We start from the raw sequence: 20,101 nt of genomic DNA, 5'->3' as shown, positions 1-20,101 counted from the left end.
ATAGCGCACGTCGAATGTGAGAAATGCGGTCCGGCCTCAAAGCTTCCAGCCCGAATGAAGCGCGGCAATACCGCCGGAATAATTGCGGAAGGAAACGCGATCGAAGCCGGCGTGGGAAATCATCGTCGCGAAATTCTGCTGGTTGGGAAACCTGGCGATCGATTCGACCAGATAGGAATAGGGCTCGCCGTCGCCGGTGACCATCTTGCCGATCTTCGGAATAGCATTGAACGACCAGGCTTCGTAGGCCTTGTCGAGCAGCGGCATCTCGACTTCGGAAAATTCCAGGCACAGGAAGCGCCCGCCCGGCTTTAGCACGCGAAACGCTTCTGCGAGTGCGACATCGATGCGCGGCACGTTGCGGATGCCGAAAGCGATGGTGTAGGCGTCGAATGTGGCATCGGCGAAGGGCAGTTCCTCGGCATTGGCCTCGACGAAATCGGTGTTGCCGGACAGGCCTTTCTTTTCGGCCCGGTCGCGGCCGACGGCCAGCATCGAGCCATTGATGTCGAGCACCGTGGCATGGGCATTGCCGTGGCTGGCATCGACGATGCGGAAGGCGATGTCGCCAGTGCCGCCGGCAACGTCCAGCACGCGCCAGCCGATCCTTTTTGGAGGATTGAGCCAGGTGACCATGGCATCCTTCCACAGCCGGTGCAGGCCGGCCGACATCAGATCGTTCATCAGGTCGTAGCGGTTGGCGACCTTGTGGAAAACATCGTTGACCAGGGACTGCTTGTCGCCAGCCCCTACACGCTTGAAACCATAGGAGGTTTCCATGCCGCCCGCGGCCGTGGTTCTCTCAACCGACATTTTTTTGATCCGTCATAAAACCGGCGGGACCATAGCCGATCGATGGTGCGGGCGCTATTGTTTAAGGCGCGGTGTTCAGCCGCGCTTCCAGGTGGCGGGTTTTCAAGACCTGGACAGACCGACGGGATGATTGAATGCCTTTGAAAGCGGAATTGCACTGCCACATTGAAGGGGCAGCGGCGCCCGAACTCGTCATCCGCCAGGCGCAGAAATACGGCAAGGACACCTCGCCCTATATCCAGAACGGTTCATTCGTCTGGCACGATTTCACGTCGTTCCTCGCGGCTTACGACTTCTCCTCCGACCTGTTCCGGACCGAGGACGACTATGCGCGGCTGGCCGACCATTATCTGACGAGCCTTGCTCGCGACGGGGCAATCTATTCCGAGGTGTTCACCTCGCCGGACCACGCGAAAAAAGCCGGGCTGTCGCCCAAGGCCTATACCGACGCGCTCGGCGAAGGCATGGCCCGCGCCAAGGCCAAGACCGGCATCGAGGGCCGCATGATCGTCACCGGCGTGCGCCATGTCGGCGTCGAGTCGATCGAGCAGGCGGCACGCTTCGCGGCGCGTTGCGGGCACCCGCTGGTCACCGGTTTCGGCGTCGCCGGCGATGAGCGGATCGGCGAGATGGAGGACTATGTCAGGGCTTTCGAAATCGCGCGCGAGGCCGGGCTCGGCATCACCATCCATGCCGGCGAACTGACCGGCTGGGAGACCGTCCAGGCGGCGCTCGATCACATCCGCCCGTCTCGCATCGGCCATGGCGTGCGCGCCATCGAGAATCCGGACCTTGTCCGGCGCATTGCCGACGAGGGCGTCGTGCTGGAATGCTGCCCCGGCTCCAACATCGCGCTCAAGGTGTTCGACAGTTTTGCCAACCATCCGTTCCCGGCCCTGCAGGCGGCAGGCTGCAAGGTGACGCTCAATTCCGACGACCCGCCTTATTTCTGGACCTCGCTGAAGCGCGAATACGACATTGCCGGCGAGCATTTCTCGATGAACGAAAAGGCGCTGGCCGCCGTTACCCGCACCGCCATCGAAGCCGCTTTCGTCGACAAAAAGACCAAGACCGCGCTTCTTGCCCGGTTGAACGGCGCGGCACGCTGATTTCTGCCGACAAAGCTGTGGTCGGTGCAGGCCAAGCGGGTTCCTTGGCCGACGCATTGTCGCTAGGGTTCGCCCAGGCAGCTTGAAGCGCGGCGCGTCCGAAAGGGCGATGCGCATTTTCGGGCGCAGGCATCAGGAGAACACCATGCAGGGCGTCACCGTCGTCGACCATCCGCTTGTCCAGCACAAGCTGACCATCATGCGCAAGAAGGAAACCTCGACGGCCGGCTTCCGCCGGCTGCTGCGTGAAATATCGCTGCTGCTCGGCTACGAGGTCACCCGCAACCTCGAACTGACGACGACGATGATCGAAACGCCGATGGAAACCATGGAAGCGCCGACGCTGGAGGGCAAGAAGCTGGTCTTCGCCTCGGTGCTGCGCGCCGGCAACGGCTTGCTGGAAGGCCTGCTCGACCTGGTGCCGGCGGCCCGCGTCGCCCATGTCGGTCTCTACCGAGATCACGAAACGCTGGAAGCGGTCGAATATTTCTTCAAGGCGCCGAGCGACCTCGCCGACCGGTTGGTCATCGTCGTCGATCCGATGCTGGCGACCGCCAACTCGGCGATCGCGGCGATCGACAAATTGAAAGAGCGCGGCGCAACCAACATCCGCTTCCTTTGCCTCTTGGCGGCGCCCGAAGGCATCGAACGCTTCACCAAGGCGCATCCGGACGTTCCCGTGTTCACCGCTTCGATCGACCGCCAGCTTAACGAGAAAGGCTATATCATGCCCGGCCTCGGCGACGCCGGCGACCGCATGTACGGGACCAAGTAATACCAGGCAAAGTTGCCTGGTACGATTTACCAAATATTTACGCAAAGGCGCGGTTTTGGCGCGCGTTAAAGCGGCAAACACCATCCGGGCTTAACGATCGGATCTCACTACAGCGCCGCGCGTCCATTCGGACGCGCAAAGGACGCTGTAGCACTTTGATTTTGCGCATGACACCGAAGATCGATCCCGATTTTCGGGGTCATGCGGCGAGGCCGGTCCATGCTGCGCAAGCTTCTCATCCTCGGTGTTTTCGCCGGTACATTGGCATCGATACCGATTGTGTATCAGTCGAACCCGCAATTCGTCGAAGACCTGCTGAAATCGGCGGCGCCGCGCAAACCTGCGATCGACGCCCAACCGGACGTCAATTTGGCATCGGTGCCCAACAAGCCGGTCGCGCCGCTGCCGATGGGCCGCAAGGTCGTCGTTGCGGCAGACGAGCGCGGACATTTCTCGTCGGCCTTCAAGCTCAATGGACGTCAGACCGACGGTATGATCGACACCGGCGCCACGCTGGTCGCCATCAACACCTCGACGGCGCGCCGGATCGGCTTGTCGTTGAACGCTTCCGATTTCAGTCACGAGGTCAACACCGCCAACGGTACCATCAAGGCAGCTGTAGCAATGATCGACCGCCTGCAGATCGGCAACATCACTGTCAATGACGTCCAGACCATCGTGCTCGACGATAGGGCGCTGCGCACCAATCTGATCGGCATGAGCTTCCTCAACCGGCTCGACAAATACCAGGTCGAGAACGGCACGCTGCTGCTCGCTCAGTAATTAGCCGCGTGGCAGAATCCGCCGGATGACCGACTTGTCGGCGGCCGGTTTCGAAGCGCCAACCGTATAGGCCGAAAGCACGGCTGCCGCGGCCGCTTCGGCATCGGCCAATGAGCGGGCATGGATCAGCGCCAGTGGCTCGCCGAGCCTCACCTCCGCACCGACCGGCAACAGCCTGGTGATGCCGACCGCGGGGTCGACCTTGTCGTCCGGCCGCGTGCGTCCGCCTCCCAGGCCAACCACGGCGAGCCCGATGTCGCGGGTCGCGATGCCGGTGACGAAGCCGTTTGCAGTCGCCTTGACGGCAAATTCGGTCGCCGCTGTGGCCAGGTATCTTTCCGGCTTCTCGATGAAATCGGCCGGGCCGCCGAGCACGGCCACCATGCGCGCGAAGGTGGCGGCGGCGCGGCCGCTGGTGAGCGTCTCGGTGGCGCGCCGCATGCCGTCCTGATTGGATGAAACCAGTCCCGCCGACTGCAGCATTTCGGCGGCCAGCGCCAGCGTCACATCCTGGAGCCGATGATCACGAAACCGGCCGGTGAGGAAATCGACGGCATTGCGCACCTCGACGGCGTTGCCGGCGGCCGACGCCAGCGGCTCGTTCATGCCGGTGATCAACGCCGAGGCCTTCAGCCCGGCACCATTGGCGATCTCAACCAGGCTGTTGGCGAGTGCGGTGGCGTCGCGCGATTTTTCCATGAAGGCGCCGTTGCCGACCTTGACGTCGAGCACCAACGATTGCAGCCCGGCCGCCAGTTTCTTCGACAGGATCGAAGCGGTGATCAGCGGCACCGATTCGACCGTGCCGGTGACGTCGCGGATCGCATAGAGTCGTCGATCGGCCGGCGCGAGGTCGGCGGTCTGGCCGATGATGGCACAGCCGGTTTCGAGCACCGCCTTGCGAAACAGCGCGATATCGGGCTGGCTGGCATAGCCGGGGATCGCATCCATCTTGTCCAGCGTGCCGCCGGTGTGGCCAAGGCCGCGGCCTGATATCATCGGTACGTAAGCGCCGCATGCGGCGACGATCGGCGCCAGCATCAGCGAGACATTGTCGCCAACGCCGCCAGTCGAATGCTTGTCGGTGACCGGGCCGGGCAGGTCCGACCAGTCGAGCACGTCGCCGGAATCGCGCATCGCCAGCGTCAGCGCCACCGCCTCGTCGCGGTTCATGCCGTTGAAGAACACCGCCATGGCGAAGGCGCCGACCTGGCCATCCGAAACGGCGCCTGACGTCACGCCCTCGACGAAGCCGGCGATCTCATGCTCCGACAGCCTCAGGCTGTCGCGCTTGCGGCGGATGATTTCCTGCGGAAGCATCAGCTCTCCAGCAATCCGTCGCGGAACACGCGCTGCAGGATTGTTGCCAGCCGCGCGCCGCCGACCGGTGCCATGTCCTTGGTCTCCTGGTGCGAAAGCTCGGTCCCGGTCATGCCGGCCGCCAAATTGGTGATGACCGAACAGGCGGCGACGCGAAGTCCGAGGAAACGGGCGAGAATGACCTCCGGTACGGTCGACATGCCGACCGCGTTGGCGCCCATGATGCGCGCCATGCGGATTTCAGCGGGTGTTTCGAAGCATGGACCCGAGAACCACATATAGACGCCCTTGTGCAGCGTGGTGCCGGTCGCTTTCGCCGCCCGTTCGATGGCCTTGCGGATGCCGGCATCATAGGCCTCGGTCAGGCCGACGAAGCGGCTGTCGCTGGGTTCGCCGATGAGCGGATTGGTGCCCGAGAAATTGATGTGGTCTGATATCAGCATCACCGAGCCCGGCGGCATGTCCGGATCGACCGAACCGGCGGCATTGGTGAGGATCAGTTTCGTGATGCCGATGCCGGCAAGCACCTCCAGTACCGGGCGCATCGCCGCCGCGTTGCCGTGCTCATAGTAGTGGGCACGGCCGGACAGCATCAGCACCGGCACACCGGCAAACAGTCCGGCCACCACTTCGCCGGCATGGCCGGTGACGCCGCTTCTGGGAAAGCCCGGCAGGTCGGCATAGGAGATGCGGATCGGATGCTCGATCTGGTCGACCAACCCGCCCAGGCCCGAACCCAGCACCAGTGCCGTGGCCGGCGCCAGGCCGTCCAGGCTTTCGATGAGATGGTCCAGCGCCTTTTCCGTCATCGCAGCCAACTCTTCATTTAAGCCCGCTCTTCATCTCAGCGACTCTTCATTTCAAAATGTCGCCGCGGAAACCATAGGGCAGCATGTCGCCCATGGTCACGGTTTCGGCCACGCCGGCATCGTCGCAGAGATAAAGCTTTGTTTCCGGCCGGCAGAATTCCGCCAGCCGCTGCCGGCAGCCGCCGCAAGGCGAGCATTTCGCCATGCGTTCGGCGATGACGGCGATTTCCACGATCTTGCCGCCGCCGCCCATGATGTAGTGGCCAAGCGCGGTGGTCTCGGCGCACCAGCCTTCCGGGTAGGAGGCGACCTCGATGTTGGCGCCGGTAAAGATGCGCCCGTCCTCGGTGCGCAAGGCGGCGCCCACCGGAAATTTCGAATAGGGCGCGTAGGCCTTGGTCATGGCAGCCTTGGCGGCCTCGAACAGATCATGCGACATTCAATGTTCTCTCCGATGATCGTGTCCAAAACCCGGCACTAAGCCGACCCGTTGCTCCGGCTCAACGTTCCTTAACGTAAGGCACGCCGCCGGCGCGTGGCGGAATGGCCTTGCCGATGAAGCCGGCGAGCAGGATGACGGTGAGGACGTAGGGCAGCGCCTGCATGAACTGCACCGGCACCTTGCCGATGATGGGCAGTGGCGAGCCTTGCAGGCGGATCGACAGCGCGTCGAGGAAGCCGAACAACAGGCAGGCGAACATGGCGTTGACCGGCTTCCACTTGGCGAAGATCAGTGCGGCCAGCGCGATATAGCCCTTGCCGGCGGTCATGTCCTTCACGAAGCCGCCATTCTGCGCCATCGACAGATAGGCACCGGCAACGCCGGTGAGCACGCCGGTGCAGATCAGCGCCCGGTAGCGCAGCCAGGCGACCGAGATGCCGGCCGTATCGACCGCCGCCGGGTTCTCGCCGACCGCGCGCAGCCGCAAACCGAAGCGGGTGCGAAACAGCACCCACCAGGTGAACGGCACCATCAGGAAGGCGATATAGACCAATATGGAGTGGCCGGAGATCAGCTCCGAATAGATCGGCCCGATGATCGGCACATCCCTGACCGCGTCGGCGCCAGGCCAGGTGATCGCCTCGAAGCGCTCGTTCGGCGCCAGTGCCGGGGTGCGGCCGCCCTGCTGGAACCAGTGCTGGCCGAGCATGATGGTCGAGCCGGCGGCGATGAAATTGATCGCCACGCCGGAGACGATCTGGTTGCCGCGATGGGTGATCGAGGCAAAGCCGTGGATCATGGCGAAAGCGACCGAGATCAGAATGGCCATACCGAGGCCGAGAACGGCCGAGTGGAAGACCGAGGCGGCCGCCGCACCGGCGAAGGCGCCAACCAGCATCTTGCCCTCGAGCCCGATGTCGAAGATGCCGGCGCGCTCCGAATAGAGGCCGGCGAGACAGGCAAGCAGCAGCGGCACCGACAGGCGGATGGTCGAGTCGAGTATCTGGACGATAGCGATGAAGACATCCATCTCAGGCACCCTTCCCCTTGACCGCTTCCATACCGACAGATCTCGGGCTGAACGAGGCGAACAGTGCCTGGACATAAGGGCGGAACATGTGCTCGAGCGCGCCGGCAAACAGGATGACGAGGCCCTGGATGATGACGATCATGTCGCGACTGATCGCCGGCATCTCGAAGGCGAGCTCGGCGCCGCCCTGGTAGAGCATGCCGAACAGGATCGCCGCCAGCACGATGCCGACCGGATGCAAGCGCCCCATCAGCGCCACCGCAATGCCGACGAAACCGGCGCCGGAGACGAAATCGAGCGCGACATTGTGCTGGTCGCCCATGGTCGGGTTGAGCGCCATCATGCCGGCCAGCGCGCCCGAGATCATCATGGCGATGATGATGATGCGGGTTTCCGAAATGCCGGCATAGCGAGCCGCCTTCGGGCTGTGGCCATAGGTACGCATCTCGTAGCCGAGCTTGGTGCGCCAGATCAGCAGCCAGACCACAAACGCCATCAGCAGCGCCAAAAGGAAAGTGATGTTGAGCGGCGCCGAGCGTATCTTGGCGCCGAACAGTTCGATGACCCAGTTCAGCTTCGGCAGCTGCGCGCCGTCGAGGAAGGTGCGCGTCTGCGGCGCCATCGAGCCTGCCGGCTTCAGGAAACCGACCAGTGCATAGACCATGACACTGGCGGCGATGAAGTTGAACATGATGGTGGTGATGACGATGTGCGAGCCGCGCTTGGCCTGCAGATAGGCCGGGATCAGCGCCCACAGCGCCCCCATCGCCGCGGCGGCGATGATTGCCAGCGGGAAGGTGAGCCACCACGGCAGCACGCTGTCGAAGGCCAGGCAGACGATGCCGATGCCGAGACCGGCAATATAGCCCTGGCCCTCGCCACCGATGTTGAACAGGCCGCAATGCGCAGCAACCGCCACCGAAAGCCCGCTGAAGATGAAGGTGGTGGCGTAGAAAAGCGTAAACGCGATGCCTTGCCCCCTGCCGAAGGCGCCTTCGACCAGGATGACGGCGGCGCGGAACGGATTTTCGCCAACCAGAATGACGACGAAGCCGGCGACGACGAAGGCGACGAACAGGTTGATCACCGGGATCAGCCCGTAATCGGCCCAACCCGGCAGCTTGGCATAAGGCGTGCTCATTCGGCGGCCTCCCGATGCTCGACACCGGCCATCAGCAGGCCAAGCTCGCCTTCGGTGGCTTCCGCACCGCGCTCGCCGACGATGCGGCCGGCAAACATCACCAGGATGCGGTCGGAGAGCGAACGGATCTCGTCCAGCTCGACCGAGACCACCAACACCGCCTTGCCCTGGTCGCGCATGGCGATCAGGCGTTTGTGGATGAATTCGATGGCGCCGACATCGACGCCGCGCGTCGGCTGGCCGACGATCAGCACGCCGGGGTCCTGTTCCATCTCGCGCGCGAGCACGATCTTCTGCTGGTTGCCACCGGAGAAATTGGCGGTCTTGAGCCGGCAGTCCGTCGGGCGGATATCGTATTTGGCGATCTTGTCCTTGGCATCGTTGCGGATGGCATCGATGTTGAGGAACGGACCCTTCAAATAGCGGGGGTCGTCATGATAGCCGAGGATGGAATTCTCGTTCTCCTCGAAGGCCAGCACCAGCCCGACGTGATGGCGGTCCTCCGGCACATGCGCCAGGCCGCGGTCGCGCAATTCGCCCGGATCGGCTGCCCCGGTAAGGTCGATCGGCTTGCCGTCGAGCATGACCGAGCCGGAGACGGCGCGCCTGATGCCGGAAATCGCCTCGAGCAGTTCGGATTGGCCGTTGCCGGCAACGCCGGCGATGCCGACGATCTCGCCGGCCCTGATATCGAAGGAGATGTCGTCGACCATGGTGACGCCGCGAGAATCCTTCACCGTCAGATTCTTGACCGCGAGCTTGACGCCGCCGGCTTCCGCCTCGCCCTTCTCGACTCTTAGCAACACACGTCGGCCGACCATCAGCTCGGCCAGTTCCTCAACGGTAGTCTTCTTGGTTTCGCGTGTCGCCACCATCGTGCCCTGGCGCATGACCGAAACGGTGTCGGTGATGGCCATGATTTCGCGCAGCTTGTGGGTGATCAGCACCACCGTCTTGCCCTGTTCCTTCAACTGCTTGAGAATCCGGAACAGATGGTCGGCCTCGGCCGGAGTGAGCACGCCCGTAGGCTCGTCGAGGATCAGGATCTCGGCGCCGCGATAGAGTGCCTTGAGGATTTCGACGCGCTGCTGCAGGCCGACCGGCAATTCCTCGATGATCGCATCGGGATCGACTTCCAGTCCGTATTCGCGCTCAAGCCGCTCCAGTTCGGAGCGCGCCTTGGCGATGCTCTTCTTCAGCAGCGCATCGCTTTCGGCGCCAAGGATGATGTTCTCCAGCACCGAGAAATTGTCGACCAGCATGAAATGCTGATGCACCATGCCGATGCCGAGCGCGATGGCGTCATTGGGCGTCTTGATCGAGGCCGGCTGGCCGCCGACGCGGATCTCGCCGCTGTCGGCCTGGTAGAAGCCATAGAGGATCGACATCAGCGTCGACTTGCCAGCCCCGTTCTCGCCGACAATGCCGTGGATGGTGCCGCGCGCGATCTCCAGATTGATGTCCCGGTTGGCGCGCACAGCACCAAAACTCTTGTTGATGCCGATCAACTCGATTGCGGCTTGCGCCATGCAGCCTGTCCCACTTTTATTTTTTATCGCTTGGTCAAAACGCCTAGCATGACACTCCGTCCGTGCCAATTGGCCGGAGCAGGGTTCACTCTCGACAAATCCCGGTGCGCTTGTCAATTTCCAACGTGGCCGGGGCCTTCACATTCGCTAATATGGCGAGGCTCAAATTCGCAGGACGATGCGAGACACTGCGGTACAAGTTCGGGGATTCTGAATGATCATGCCCGCCGACCGGCTGACGACGCTGGAAATTCGCGCCGCCGAACAGGAGAAGACCATCGAGGAACTGTCCGGCCAGATCGCCGAGCAGTGGAAGGTGATCGAGCGCATGCAGCGCAAGCTCGACGCGCTGACCGACCGCTTCCTGGCGCTGGAGGAGCAGGCAGGAGATGACGTGCCTGTAACCAAGCCGCCGCATTGGTGAGGAAAAAGGGGGGAGGGTGCAGGCCATGGCCAGTGAAAGCGATCGCATCGCTCGGGCCGGCGACTATGTGCTCGGCCTGATGAACGACACGGAACGCGAAAGGGCCGAGCGCGATCTGGAGATCGACCCTGCCTTCCGCGACGCGGTGGTGCAACTTGCCGAACACATGCACATGTTCGACCGCGCCGAACCTGCTGGTGGCGAAGAGCGCTGGACGCAGATCACGCAGCGCATTGCCGACCTGCCGCAGATGCGCACCTCTGGTCTCAGCGATGCCAGATCACCAACCGTGATCCGAAGCCTGTCGCAGCGAGGCGTCGGCCTGCACGCACTCGGCGGCCGGCGTGGAACCATCATCGCCATCGGGCTGATCGCGGCCTTCGCGCTGGGCTATCTGGCGGGAAAACTATAGGCTGAACCTGCGCGACATCAGCAGCATCGTTGCGCCATCCTGCTCGAACATCTCAACCTCTGTCCAGCCGAGTGCAGCGTAGAAATCCCGTGCTTCCCAGGTGTAGAGATAGAGTGTCTCCACTCCGGCCGACGCCGCATGCGCTTCGGTCGCCCTCACCAGCGCCGTGCCAATCCCTCTGCCCCGATGCTCCGTATCGACGACAAGCCCGGCAAGCCAAGGCGTCAGAGCATGCGCCGGTTCCAGTTCGTGACGAACCAGCAGGCAGGTCCCCACCGGCAAGCCGTCGTCCCGGACCACAAGTGCTGCCTCGAATCCGTCGCCGATCACAAGTTTGCGAAGCCCTGCCGCGTCCTCTTCAACTGTTCTTCCTGTGCCCTCGAAAAAGGCCGCAAGGCGCAATCGTGCAACGGTCTCGAGGTCGCGTTCGTCCATGGGTTCGATTATTGGCTGCATCGGTGTTCCGGTGTGCTCATGTCCTTTGAGACAAGCGGATGCCTCACCTGCTCCCGGCAAAGCCGTCAAAACAAAACCGCCGGATTTTCACCCGGCGGTTCGAAACTTTGGCTAGCGCCGATCAATACGGGCAGGCGTTGTCCGACATGTAGTCGTGCACCTTCACAGTACCGGCGATAATGTCGGCCTTGGCCTTTTCGACCGCCGCCTTCATGGCGTCGTCAACAAGCGCTTTGTTGTTGTCGTCCATGGCGTAGTCGACGCCACCTTCCTTGAGGCCGAGATCGTTGATGCCGCTGGTGAATTTGTCGTTCTTGGCATCCATGAACGTGTTGTAGACGGCAACGTCGACGCGCTTGACCATGGAGGTCAGCACCTTGCCAGGCTGCAGGCCGTTCTGGTTGGAATCGACGCCGATGCCGAGCTTGCCGGCGTCGGCTGCTGCCTGCAGCACGCCAACACCGGTGCCGCCGGCCGCCGCGTAGACCACGTCGGCGCCCTGGTCGATCTGCGTCTTGGCGATTTCGCCGCCCTTGGCCGGATCATTCCAGGCCGCCGGCGTGTCGCCGGTCATGTTCTGGATGACATCGGTCGCGCCGGCCGACTTGGCGCCGCCGACAAAGCCGCAGCCGAATCTGCGGATCAGCGGAATGTCCATGCCGCCGATGAAGCCGACCTTCTTGGTCTTGGAAGCCATCGCCGCCATCACGCCGACGAGGTAGGACCCTTCCTGCTCCTTGTAGACGAGTGAGCGGACATTGGGCTTGTCGACGACCATGTCGATGATGGCGAATTTGGTGTCGGGAAACTCCACGGCGATCTTGTCCAGCGCGTCCGCCCAGGAAAAGCCTGCCATGACGATCGGATTGCGGCCATCCTCGGCGAAGCGGCGCAGCGCCTGCTCGCGCTGGGTGGCGTTGGAGACCTCGAATTCGACATAGGCAATGCCGGTCTCGGTCTTGAATTTTTCAGCGCCGTTATAGGACGCTTCGTTGAAGGATTTGTCGAACTTGCCGCCAAGATCATAGAGAATGGCTGGCTGGATATCGGCGGCGAAGGCCGGAAGAACCATTGCAGTTGCGGCCAGGAGGCCGAGAACAATACGTTTCATGTGATCCACACCCTGTCGGTTATTTTTTCCGTTACGCACCGCATTCCGGCCCGGTTCTCCGGCAGGCATGCGACGTCAGCCAGGAGTGTACTCCCCTCCCGCTCGGGGCAATCTGGCATGGCCCGAAACAAAATTCACGCGGAATTTTGACCTTTTGGAAAAGCATGGCGCGGGCAAGCCGCGCGGCTGCTTGTTTCCTGCGCCACGGGACTCAGGCGGAGGCGGCAGCCGGAATGGCGCATGCGACGCCGGTGCCTTTGAGGTTGCAGGTGCCGTAAGGATTCTTCGCCAGATACTGCTGGTGATCGCCCTCGGCGAAGTAGAATTCGGGCGCCGACGCGATCTCGGTGGTGATCTTGCCGTGGCCCGCGGCGCGCAGCGAAGCCTCGTAGGCATCGCGCGAGGCGCTCGCCGCCCGCAATTGCGCATCACCTGATGTGTAGATCGCGGAGCGGTAGGTGGTGCCGACATCATTGCCCTGGCGCATGCCTTGCGTCGGGTCGTGGCTTTCCCAGAACAGCTTCAGAAGCGCGGCATAGGAGACGATCTTGGGGTCGTGGACGACCAGCACCACTTCGGCATGGCCGGTGAGGCCGGTGCAGGTTTCCTGATAGGTCGGATTGGGCGTGAAGCCGCCGGCATAGCCGGCCGCCGTGACCCAGACGCCTTCGATCTGCCAGAACAGCCGCTCCGCACCCCAGAAGCAGCCGAGCCCGAACATCGCCGTCTCCAGCCCCTCGGGATAGGGACCCTTCAGCGGTCTTTTCAAGACCTTGTGCCTGGGTGCGGTCGGGATCGCCCGGACGCGGCCCGGCAACGCCTCGGACGGCTTCGGCAGATTGAGCTTCTTGTTCAGCATGTCGCTGAGAAAGAACATGCGCGGCTTTCCTCTTTCTGTGGGGCGCAAGAAGCCACCTGACGGCGGTCTTTCGTTTGAGCATCGGATTTTCCCAAAACCGGTAACCACTTTTGGGTCCGATGCTCTAGGTGGCGGCGAACTGCCCCGTACGCCGTTGCCGTCTGTAGCCGATCGCATAGAGCAGGAAGGCCAGCGCCGCGAACACGGCGAAGCCCGGCTGGTTGAGCACCCAGGCGATGGCGCCGTCCCACAGCAGCGGGCTGGCCTTGGTTCGCACGAAGGTTTCGAAGGCGCCCCGCGTATCCGGTGAGACAGCCAGCCAGCTGGTGTTGAGCGGGGTCAGCACCAGCGCGGAAGCCGCCACGGTGCGCGTCGCGTCGAGCACCGCCATGATGACGGAAATCGACAGCGCGACCATTGCGGCAAGACGAAAGACCAAGCGAAACATTAGAGACCTTCCCTCCGGCCAGTCCTCAAGCTCCTCCCGAGGGCCTTCCAGTTTCAAAACGAGAGATAGAATGCGCATGCCTGGTGCGCAATCGCCATACGCGAATTTGAAGCCCCGCGCTTTCTCCGGTCGACCCTATGCCACTGGCTTGCGTTTGCGCCGATGGACGCGCCAGACGGCGAAAATGCCGCCGCCTATGGCACCGATCACCAGCCCGGCCAGGCCGATGAACACGGCGAAATAGCCGCAGGCGCCTTCGAAGCAGCTCATGTCGGTGGCCTCAGCGATGACCGAGCCGGCGAAGAACCCGCCCACGGCGCCGATGACCGCACCAAGGATGATGCCGAGCAGGGCGGCGATGACCGAGACGACGACCGATGGGCTTTCGGCTTCCGGACTGGCATAAACTACTTGAGCTTCGGAGCCGCGGCGGAGCAGATAGATGCAGAGAACGCCGATGGCGATTTCGGCGCCGGTGATGACAAGCGCCTGGCCCGAGAAGACGAATTCCGGCACCGTGAGTGCATAGGCATGGCTGACCAGCAGCCCGACGATTATGGCAATCTGCCAGATCGTGAAATGGCGCGGAAAACGCACGGAACGGCCGAAAACGAGGCCGAGCAGGTAAAGTCCCCACAGGATGGTGACGATGTCGACGACGAGCCCGCCATAGATGAGATAAAAGACTCTGTCTGGCAGGCCGGAGGCGCCGACCACCGGCCAGGCGGAGATCAGGCCATAGACCGACCACGCCATGGCAAAGATGAGCCAGCCCACCGGCACGAAGGACAGCCCGCTGTCCGGCCGCCTGGCTGGCGCCTGTCCATTGCTCGATGTCATGTCTGCACGATGCCCCGCAAAGCCTTGTCACTCGACAGGCGGCTCTGGGGGAAGTCAAGGGCGGCCGGCCTTGCGGTCCTGTTGGTGCACACCATTGCGGTCGCGGCGCTGCAAAAACGGGCGCGCCGGCGGCCTATCGAAACACTGTGTGGCCGCAAAGCGAATAGACTGCCGTTATGGCTTGGCATTCGCCGTCGGATCGACTAGATGAGCCCCGCGCCTGTTGCTTTGACGGCTCAGGTGCGGGGGGAAGGCGTTTGCTGGTTGGCGACGCCGATGGCGGAAGTTCCGCCTTGCCCCAAGGGAGGTGCATCTCCCCAACCCGCGCGGCGAAACCGGCCGGCGCGACATGCATGGACGGAGAGGTGGCCGAGTGGTTGAAGGCGCACGCCTGGAAAGTGTGTTTACGGGAGACCGTAACGCGGGTTCGAATCCCGCTCTCTCCGCCAGAAACTTCAAAAATGGTATAACCGCCTGATATCATTGCGTTTCGTGAGGACGCCAGAATGTATGGTGCCGCAAATTCATAGTGACCTTGACGGTCGGCCGGTTCGCCATCGGTTTTGGGATTCTTACGTGATCTGGTAGTGGTGATCCAAATCACAGGAGATGGCATGCCAAACGATGTAATCGTGCGCGACAGTAATGGCGCTCAATTGAATGACGGCGATTCCGTCACGCTGATTAAAGACCTCAAAGTCAAAGGCACTTCGGAGACGATCAAGCGCGGCACGTTGGTGAAGACTATCCGCCTCAACGGCAATCCCGGTGAGATCGAATGCAACACCAAGCAAGTGAAAGGCCTGGTGCTCAAGACCGAGTTCGTGAAGAAGGCGTGACCCTCAAGGCGGCAAGCTATCTCAACGATAGTTGCGCTGCGTGAAATTGATAATCTCGCCGACCTGCTCGCCTACTTACGCGCCCGTTTGTCCAGAACGCTTCTGAAAGCACGGAAAGCCACACCCGCCTTGAGAGCGCTTGTGCCGACGCTGGGCCAAGTTGCATAGTCAACGAGATGGACTCAGCGTGCTGCTGTGCGCGAGAACCGGGTGGGAGCAATCGCGGACATGATTGGACTTTATGACCTCTGGCCCGCGTTTGTGGTGGTGGGGCTGGTTTGGCCGTTTGCAGGCATACCGCTATTCCAGCGAGTAGGTTTCGAAACGAACTCCGCCAGAATCCGGACAATAGACGGGATGCGGGGATATCTGGCGCTTGCCGTCGCGCTTCATCACTCTGTCATCTACCATGAATTCCTGACGACAGGCGTGTGGAAGTATCCGCCTTCTGCTTTCTATGGCCTGCTGGGACAGGTGGGAGTGTCCTTTTTCTTTGTCATTTCCGCCTATCTGTTCTGGGGGAAATTGCTGTCGGCAAAGTCCTCGGTAAATTTTCCGGCCTTGTTGCTCAAGCGGGCTTTCAGGATCGGACCGCTCTACATTGTCGCCATCGGTGCAGTGATGGTCCTCGAAGTCATCAACGCACCGATCGATTACTCAGCCTTCGCGACCTACGAGCGGGCGTTTTTCAATCTGCTGTTTGGCGTCTTCGGCTACGTGCCGCTTTCGAGCTTTGGCGTCTATACGCTGGCTGGTGTAACCTGGACCTTGCCCTACGAATGGCTATTCTATTTCAGCCTGCCGATCGTGGCGATATTCAGCCGGCATCTGGTTGCACGCCTAGGTATGCCGGTGGCCCTCCTGGGTTTTTCCATTCTCATGTCGGCGGGTGGGGGCAGTCTCGCTTACTGCTATCTAGGACTTTTCGCAGGAGGCATGGTGTGCGCGACGCTTGAAGCAAACGCCCTGCTGGTGAAAGTGCATCGACACGCCCTGTCAGCTATCGCCCTGGCGCTGCTGGTGTATGTGTTTGTCACCTACGAGATTGCCTACGCACCGGTGCCGATGCTGCTGTGCATCGGCAGTTTCTTCCTGATCGTCTCGGGCGCGGATTTCTTTGGTCTTCTGACCGCCAGCCGTTCCGTGCGGCTGGGCGAGATCAGCTATGGCATCTATCTGCTGCAAGGGCTTGCTTTCGTCGCGGTTTTTTCCATCTCGCCCGTGCGAGATTTTGCTCTGGCCAATACCAGCCAGTATTGGCTCGTGATATTGATGACGATGGTACTTCTGGTCTTCATGGCACTGGTCGCTCACGTCGTCGTTGAAAAGCCCGGCGTCTCGCTGGGAAACAGTCTTGCGGCAGGCCTTCTGCTGCCAACAGGCGAGACGATAGGCGCGAGTGAAGTAAGGCCCTGGCGGATGCCGAGAAACGTCACAAGGCAATTCGCGGATCGCTCATAGCGTCCGGAGCCATGACAGCAGCCGGGCACTCCCCAAAAGCGCCCAGATCTAGGCTTGGAATCTCCTGCCCTTTTGTACATTTTTTGGCGTCCCGTTCGTGCACCATCGCGATGGCCGGACAAGCCTGCCTTTCATCCTTCGCCTTTGCATCGCGCAGTCGGCACCAACGCTGCAGACGTGCGATGCGGCCGGAACAAAGAAAAGCGCCGCTAGTTTCATCCGCAGGGCACTCGAACAGAAGGACGAGCATGATGAAAATGGCTTCATTGGTAATCGCGATTGCAGTGTCACTTTCTGCCGGGGCTGCTACCGCCGCATGTCCGGACAAGTCCGCTGCCAACACAGGCGCCGATACCCAACAGACCGCTGGTATTGCGAAAGATGGCACTCACGCGCCACTAGAGACTCCGAAGGCTGCCGACAGTGCCGGTAAGCCCGCCGCCAAGGATGGCAGTACGATGCCGTTGGCCGGCGCGGAGGGCGGAGGCGACAAGAACCTTGCAACGTCGCAGCAGGACGTTGAGGCGCAGCAGCATGGCGACAAGGCTGCAGCGGCAAAGGCGGACGACAGCTGCAAAGACTGACGACCCGTGCAGGCCGGAGCCGATTGGGGCTCCGGCCTGCGCGCACCGGGATGTGACCATTTCAAGAGTCCCGGACCTGACAGCGCACGAGGAGTAGTTCGTCGGAGACTCGCTCCGCCAGCTATGCTGAAGGCGCGGCGATGGTTACCTTAACTCCTCACTGTCACTGCGCGATCCCCTGCCAGCGTGACAGGGCCAGCGGCCGCCTTTCAGCGGTCGGCCTGGAACCTTCCGCCGCTTCGCGCGTTTCACCGCGTCCCGTCCTAGGACCCGCCCGGATATTTCTCCAAGCGCGCGATAAAATCAGGAGCCCGCTTCATGCACGACAAGCTGTTTCATTCACCGGTCGCACTGACCGTCGGCCTTGGCTTCAAGCGCGAAATTGCCTCGCTGGCCGAAATGCACGATTTCCTGACCAACTGGACCACATCTCGCCGTGGCCCGCTTTTTCGCAACGCGGTGAAGGCATGTGATCTCGCCGTTCCGGGTTATGTGACCATCGAGCAGGCGCGCCGTGCGTTGGTCGAATTCGCCCAGGCTGCCGGCATCCTGTGGCCGGATCTCGAGCCGGCCGCGGGCGTGCACGCCGTTGCGCGTGGTTCTGGTGGTTACGCCGCCTGAGGATTGATGCCATCGTGGCGGCTAAAGCCATACCAGCCACCACAGAAAGCCGGGCTTGGCCCTTCCCAGCCGGGTTTTCGTTTTCCAGCGACCAGGAACCGCCATCTTGCAGCTGAGGCTGACGACGTTGCGCCTTCCCTGGCAATCAACTTGTCGAACCTGTGCGTCGTCGTGTCGGCTTGATCTTTGCTGATGCCGGCTCATCTGCACGCTGCGCGGCAAGGCGCAACGCTCTCAGCCTGGTTGTCTTTTCTTCGCGCGCCGCCCGCTCGGCAGCGATCACGATCTGCGATTCACGCTTGGCGCGTTCGTCACGCTCGGTGTCAACTTTCGCGCGATTCATCCGTGGTGCTCCATCCTGCAGGTGCGCCGGTTTCGGAACCGGCGCCACCTCGATCATCCCTTGGAGCCGCATGGTGCCGTGGCGCAGCGGTGGTGACGACTACAAATGATGGCGGGGTGAAATTTTTTGGTCTCGGGTGCTCACGACGGAGAGATCTGTCAGTCACACCACCCCGAAGAGACGACCAGCGAGGCCTCGAAGACATGACGCCCGCTCTCGTCCCGCACCTTGACGGTAATGGCCGTGCGGTCGTTCTCGATCATCTCGTCGCGTATTATGTCGGGCAGGATGCGGATCGCTTCCCGCCGCAAGCGTTCGCGTGTTTCGAAGACTTGGCCGTCATCGTCGACCGTGAGGCCGTCGCCATTGTAGAGGTCGAGATAATATCTGGGCATGATATGGCTGGACCCCAATTGAAGGCGTTGGCGAGATTCAACCGACAATTCGCGGACCGAACTGTTGTTCCATCAAGAGTGGCATTTGCCGGCAAACAAGCGCACTCTAACAAATGTTAATGCCTGGCACCGTCCGAACACGTAGTGCTTCCGCAGCTGCCCTTGCTTCCGACAGAGTTGGCGATCGGCTCTGAGCCCTTTCGCTGGAGATAGCGGTGCTTGAATCCCTCTATCTGAACCTTGGCCAGCATGACGCGCTTTCCGACGCCGAAAAGGCGTTGCTGGCGAGCGCCATGACGTTCGAGAGGCATTTTTCCATCGGCCAGGACATCGTCGCTTCCGGGTCGCGGCCAACCTACTCGACGCTGATCCTCGATGGCCTGGCGGCACGCTACAAGGTGCTCGAGAATGGCGGGCGGCAGTTTACCTCACTGCAGGTGGCTGGCGACTTCGTCGATCTCCATGCCTTCCTGCTGAAGACCATGGACCATGGCATCGTCGCCCTGTCGCCTTGCCATGTCATGTTCGCCGATCACAGCCGGCTGCGTGCCATCACCGAAGAGGCGCCGCACCTGACCAGGCTGTTGTGGCTCGACACGCTGGTCGACGGCGCCATCCACCGCGAGTGGATCGTCGCCATGGGGCGCCGCTCGAAGACATCGCATCTGGCCCATCTCGTCTGTGAACTTTTCGTGCGCTTGCAGGTCGTGCAGCGTACCAATGGCATGAGCTTTCACTTGCCGCTCTCGCAGGCCGAGATGGCCGACGTGCTCGGCCTTTCGGTTGTGCATATGAACCGCGTCATCGGCGCCTTGCGCAAGGTCGGCGTGGTCAGTTGGGCAAACCACACGGTGACCATTCTCGACTGGCAACGGCTGCAGGAAATCGCCGAGTTCGATCCGACCTATCTCAGCATGATGCGGGAACCACGCTAGGGTGTGTCGATATCCAGTGATGCCGGCCTGCAAACGGCCTGACCTGAATCTCAACACACCCTGGACCGTTCCTAGCGCAGCCCATGATCTTGGCGGACCTACGCGGCTTCCGCCGCGAGGTTCACAGCCGACTCCGCGAGCTGCGTCAGCGCTTCGTCGGTGACTTTCTCTTCCTTCAGCGTCGCTTCAAGCAGTGTCACGGCCTCGTTCAGGCCGAGTTCGCCGGCCCAGGTCCTCAGCGTCCCATAACGCGAGATCTCGTAGTGTTCGACCGATTGCGCCGCAGCCAGCAGGCCGGCGTCGAGCGCGGGAGATCCCTTGTAGTCCTCCATGACCTCGGCGCCTTCCTCGGTGATGCCCATGATGGCCGCGCAGGTCTTGCCGGCCGGCTTCTTGCCGATTACGCCAAAGACCTTCTCCAGCCTCGCGACATGTCCTTCGGTCTCGGTGCGGTGCTTTTCGAAGGCGGCTTTCAGGTCGGCACTTTGGGCGGCCTTGGCCATTTTCGGCAGCGTGGCCAGTATCTTCTTTTCGGCGAAATAGATGTCCTTCAGCGTGTCGTGAAACAGATCGTCGAGCAATTTCTGCTTTGCCATTGTCGTGTCCTTCGGTGAGTGAACCC

Annotated in this window: 25 protein-coding genes and 1 tRNA gene; 11 read left to right on the top strand and 15 right to left on the bottom strand. The window is 62.0% G+C overall.

The window, feature by feature from the left end; translation table 11 throughout:
* Positions 1-36 precede the first annotated feature (36 nt).
* A complete protein-coding gene (ubiE, locus tag ACFOJ9_RS27220; RefSeq protein WP_378983204.1) occupies positions 37-813 on the bottom strand; it encodes a bifunctional demethylmenaquinone methyltransferase/2-methoxy-6-polyprenyl-1,4-benzoquinol methylase UbiE in 777 nt (258 codons plus the stop codon).
* Positions 814-947: 134 nt separating this feature from the next.
* On the opposite strand from ubiE, the gene ACFOJ9_RS27215 reads away from it, so the two are divergent.
* The 3 genes from ACFOJ9_RS27215 to ACFOJ9_RS27205 all read left to right on the top strand — a co-directional run bounded on the left by ACFOJ9_RS27215 (position 948) and on the right by ACFOJ9_RS27205 (position 3,480).
* The gene (locus tag ACFOJ9_RS27215; RefSeq protein WP_378983202.1) at positions 948-1,922 is read left to right on the top strand and encodes an adenosine deaminase; all 975 of its coding nucleotides are present in this window, start codon (positions 948-950) and stop codon (positions 1,920-1,922) included.
* Positions 1,923-2,067: 145 nt separating this feature from the next.
* A complete protein-coding gene (upp, locus tag ACFOJ9_RS27210) occupies positions 2,068-2,697 on the top strand; it encodes a uracil phosphoribosyltransferase (protein ID WP_378983200.1) in 630 nt (209 codons plus the stop codon).
* A 219-nt stretch (positions 2,698-2,916) separates the two neighbouring features.
* Positions 2,917-3,480: a TIGR02281 family clan AA aspartic protease gene (locus ACFOJ9_RS27205; protein WP_378983199.1), complete on the top strand. Its 564-nt coding sequence runs from the start codon at positions 2,917-2,919 to the stop codon at positions 3,478-3,480.
* Here ACFOJ9_RS27205 and deoA read toward each other — a convergent pair whose 3' ends face one another.
* From deoA to ACFOJ9_RS27175, 6 genes are all read right to left on the bottom strand, one after another.
* Entirely contained in the window at positions 3,481-4,800 is a 1,320-nt protein-coding gene (gene deoA, locus ACFOJ9_RS27200; RefSeq protein WP_378983197.1) for a thymidine phosphorylase, read from the bottom strand.
* Positions 4,800-5,609 carry a purine-nucleoside phosphorylase gene (locus tag ACFOJ9_RS27195; RefSeq protein ID WP_378983195.1) on the bottom strand — a complete coding sequence of 270 codons (810 nt, stop codon included), beginning with the start codon at positions 5,607-5,609 and terminating at the stop codon, positions 4,800-4,802. The genes deoA and ACFOJ9_RS27195 overlap by 1 nt, the downstream gene beginning before the upstream one ends.
* Positions 5,610-5,655: 46 nt before the next feature.
* Complete coding sequence (gene cdd, locus ACFOJ9_RS27190; protein ID WP_378983193.1) at positions 5,656-6,048, bottom strand: cytidine deaminase; 393 nt, start codon at positions 6,046-6,048, stop codon at positions 5,656-5,658.
* A 61-nt stretch (positions 6,049-6,109) separates the two neighbouring features.
* Complete coding sequence (locus ACFOJ9_RS27185) at positions 6,110-7,081, bottom strand: ABC transporter permease (protein WP_378983191.1); 972 nt, start codon at positions 7,079-7,081, stop codon at positions 6,110-6,112.
* A 1-nt stretch (position 7,082) separates the two neighbouring features.
* A complete protein-coding gene (locus ACFOJ9_RS27180) occupies positions 7,083-8,222 on the bottom strand; it encodes an ABC transporter permease (RefSeq protein ID WP_378983188.1) in 1,140 nt (379 codons plus the stop codon).
* Entirely contained in the window at positions 8,219-9,751 is a 1,533-nt protein-coding gene (locus tag ACFOJ9_RS27175; protein ID WP_378983185.1) for an ABC transporter ATP-binding protein, read from the bottom strand. Before ACFOJ9_RS27175 ends, ACFOJ9_RS27180 begins: the two co-directional genes overlap by 4 nt.
* Positions 9,752-9,965: 214 nt before the next feature.
* Between ACFOJ9_RS27175 and ACFOJ9_RS27170 the strand changes: the two genes are divergently transcribed.
* A complete protein-coding gene (locus ACFOJ9_RS27170) occupies positions 9,966-10,175 on the top strand; it encodes a SlyX family protein (protein ID WP_056595051.1) in 210 nt (69 codons plus the stop codon).
* 25 nt (positions 10,176-10,200) lie between these two features.
* The gene (locus ACFOJ9_RS27165) at positions 10,201-10,587 is read left to right on the top strand and encodes a hypothetical protein (protein ID WP_378983183.1); all 387 of its coding nucleotides are present in this window, start codon (positions 10,201-10,203) and stop codon (positions 10,585-10,587) included.
* Here the strand turns inward: ACFOJ9_RS27165 and ACFOJ9_RS27160 are convergent.
* From ACFOJ9_RS27160 to ACFOJ9_RS27140, 5 genes are all read right to left on the bottom strand, one after another.
* Positions 10,582-11,043: a GNAT family N-acetyltransferase gene (locus tag ACFOJ9_RS27160; RefSeq protein WP_378983180.1), complete on the bottom strand. Its 462-nt coding sequence runs from the start codon at positions 11,041-11,043 to the stop codon at positions 10,582-10,584. The genes ACFOJ9_RS27165 and ACFOJ9_RS27160 overlap by 6 nt on opposite strands.
* 121 nt (positions 11,044-11,164) lie before the next feature.
* On the bottom strand, positions 11,165-12,154 hold the full coding sequence (locus ACFOJ9_RS27155) for a BMP family lipoprotein (protein ID WP_378983177.1): 990 nt from the start codon (positions 12,152-12,154) through the stop codon (positions 11,165-11,167).
* Between the two features lie 211 nt (positions 12,155-12,365).
* Entirely contained in the window at positions 12,366-13,031 is a 666-nt protein-coding gene (gene msrA / locus ACFOJ9_RS27150; RefSeq protein ID WP_378983175.1) for a peptide-methionine (S)-S-oxide reductase MsrA, read from the bottom strand.
* A gap of 106 nt (positions 13,032-13,137) precedes the next feature.
* On the bottom strand, positions 13,138-13,461 hold the full coding sequence (locus tag ACFOJ9_RS27145) for a hypothetical protein (RefSeq protein WP_378983172.1): 324 nt from the start codon (positions 13,459-13,461) through the stop codon (positions 13,138-13,140).
* A gap of 135 nt (positions 13,462-13,596) precedes the next feature.
* Positions 13,597-14,301: a hypothetical protein gene (locus tag ACFOJ9_RS27140; RefSeq protein ID WP_378983170.1), complete on the bottom strand. Its 705-nt coding sequence runs from the start codon at positions 14,299-14,301 to the stop codon at positions 13,597-13,599.
* A 359-nt stretch (positions 14,302-14,660) separates the two neighbouring features.
* Here ACFOJ9_RS27140 and ACFOJ9_RS27135 point away from each other — a divergent pair.
* The 5 genes from ACFOJ9_RS27135 (at position 14,661) to ACFOJ9_RS27115 (ending at position 17,806) form a co-directional block, all read left to right on the top strand.
* Positions 14,661-14,750: transfer RNA gene (locus ACFOJ9_RS27135), tRNA-Ser, on the top strand.
* A 165-nt stretch (positions 14,751-14,915) separates the two neighbouring features.
* Entirely contained in the window at positions 14,916-15,140 is a 225-nt protein-coding gene (locus ACFOJ9_RS27130) for an alkylphosphonate utilization protein (RefSeq protein ID WP_378983167.1), read from the top strand.
* 228 nt (positions 15,141-15,368) lie between these two features.
* Positions 15,369-16,601 carry an acyltransferase family protein gene (locus ACFOJ9_RS27125; protein ID WP_378983165.1) on the top strand — a complete coding sequence of 411 codons (1,233 nt, stop codon included), beginning with the start codon at positions 15,369-15,371 and terminating at the stop codon, positions 16,599-16,601.
* 248 nt (positions 16,602-16,849) lie between these two features.
* On the top strand, positions 16,850-17,185 hold the full coding sequence (locus ACFOJ9_RS27120; protein WP_378983163.1) for a hypothetical protein: 336 nt from the start codon (positions 16,850-16,852) through the stop codon (positions 17,183-17,185).
* A 318-nt stretch (positions 17,186-17,503) separates the two neighbouring features.
* Entirely contained in the window at positions 17,504-17,806 is a 303-nt protein-coding gene (locus tag ACFOJ9_RS27115; RefSeq protein WP_378983160.1) for a DUF982 domain-containing protein, read from the top strand.
* Between the two features lie 145 nt (positions 17,807-17,951).
* On the opposite strand, the gene ACFOJ9_RS27110 is transcribed toward ACFOJ9_RS27115, so the two are convergent.
* Both ACFOJ9_RS27110 and ACFOJ9_RS27105 read right to left on the bottom strand, forming a co-directional pair.
* Positions 17,952-18,206, bottom strand: a complete 255-nt coding sequence (locus tag ACFOJ9_RS27110; protein ID WP_378983157.1) for a hypothetical protein — start codon at positions 18,204-18,206, stop codon at positions 17,952-17,954.
* A gap of 101 nt (positions 18,207-18,307) precedes the next feature.
* Complete coding sequence (locus ACFOJ9_RS27105) at positions 18,308-18,544, bottom strand: DUF6894 family protein (RefSeq protein WP_378983156.1); 237 nt, start codon at positions 18,542-18,544, stop codon at positions 18,308-18,310.
* Positions 18,545-18,759: 215 nt separating this feature from the next.
* On the opposite strand from ACFOJ9_RS27105, the gene ACFOJ9_RS27100 reads away from it, so the two are divergent.
* Positions 18,760-19,479 carry a Crp/Fnr family transcriptional regulator gene (locus tag ACFOJ9_RS27100; RefSeq protein ID WP_378983154.1) on the top strand — a complete coding sequence of 240 codons (720 nt, stop codon included), beginning with the start codon at positions 18,760-18,762 and terminating at the stop codon, positions 19,477-19,479.
* Positions 19,480-19,577: 98 nt separating this feature from the next.
* Here the strand turns inward: ACFOJ9_RS27100 and ACFOJ9_RS27095 are convergent, their stop codons facing one another.
* The gene (locus ACFOJ9_RS27095; RefSeq protein WP_378983152.1) at positions 19,578-20,075 is read right to left on the bottom strand and encodes a YciE/YciF ferroxidase family protein; all 498 of its coding nucleotides are present in this window, start codon (positions 20,073-20,075) and stop codon (positions 19,578-19,580) included.
* Positions 20,076-20,101: the final 26 nt, after the last annotated feature.

The organism is Mesorhizobium cantuariense, assembly GCF_042647205.1.
In the GTDB taxonomy this organism is placed as follows: domain Bacteria; phylum Pseudomonadota; class Alphaproteobacteria; order Rhizobiales; family Rhizobiaceae; genus Mesorhizobium; species Mesorhizobium cantuariense.
This window is presented reverse-complemented; position numbering and strand designations above follow the sequence as displayed.